The organism is Burkholderia sp. E168m23 (assembly GCF_016586125.1).
In the GTDB taxonomy this organism is placed as follows: Bacteria; Pseudomonadota; Gammaproteobacteria; order Burkholderiales; family Burkholderiaceae; genus Burkholderia; species Burkholderia orbicola.
Genome location: NZ_BCPP01001621.1, coordinates 1 through 709, shown reverse-complemented (window position 1 = coordinate 709; position 709 = coordinate 1). Strand labels below are relative to the sequence as shown.

The following is a 709-nucleotide window of genomic DNA, read 5'->3' as shown; positions in this document are numbered from 1 at the left end:
CGCGTGACTCGAAGTTCGCGATGATGCCGTGGCGGTCATAGCCGCGCACCGCGAGGATGAACGGGAAGCCGAACTTCTCGCGATACGTGCGGTTCAGCGTCAGCAGCTTGTCGAACTCTTCCTGCGTACACTGGTCGAGGCCCGCGCCGCTTTGCTCGCGGGTCGACTCGGCCGTCAGCTCGCCGCGCACGGCGGCCTTGCCGGCCAGTTCCGGGTGAGCGTTGATCAGTGCGAGCTGGCGCGCTTCGCCGCCGGTTTCCACCGCATTCGACATCGTCTGGTGCAACGCATCGATGCTCGCGAACGGCCGTTGGCCCGCGGCGACCTCGGCCACCCACGGCGAATGTTCGAAGATCCCGGACAGCGCCGCGACGAATGCGCTCGGCGCCATCGTGTTCAGTTGTTCCAACGTGTAGCGCATCGCCTTCATGCTTTCCCTTCGTTTCGATGATTGGGCTGATACGGATGATGTTCACGCCAGTGACGCGCGATATCGACACGGCGCGTCACCCATACGCGATCGTGCTTCTCGATGTGATCGAGGAACCGCTGCAGCCCGCGGAACCGGCCCGGCCGGCCGAGCAGCCGGCAGTGCATGCCGATCGACAGCATCTTCGGCGCCTCGTCGCCCTCCGCGTACAGCACGTCGAACGCATCGCGCAGGTAATCGAAGAAGTGATCGCCGGTATTGAAGCCCTGCGGCGTCGCG

General features: G+C 64.9%; 1 protein-coding gene and 1 pseudogene. Both read right to left on the bottom strand.

The window, feature by feature from the left end:
* Nucleotides 1-430, bottom strand: a 430-nt coding sequence (gene uraD / locus JMF90_RS39275) for a 2-oxo-4-hydroxy-4-carboxy-5-ureidoimidazoline decarboxylase (protein ID WP_201326571.1), incomplete at its 3' end; no start/stop codon positions are given.
* A pseudogene (locus JMF90_RS39270) lies at nucleotides 427-709 on the bottom strand (allantoinase); the annotation flags it as partial. The pseudogene JMF90_RS39270 and the gene uraD, both read right to left, overlap by 4 nt.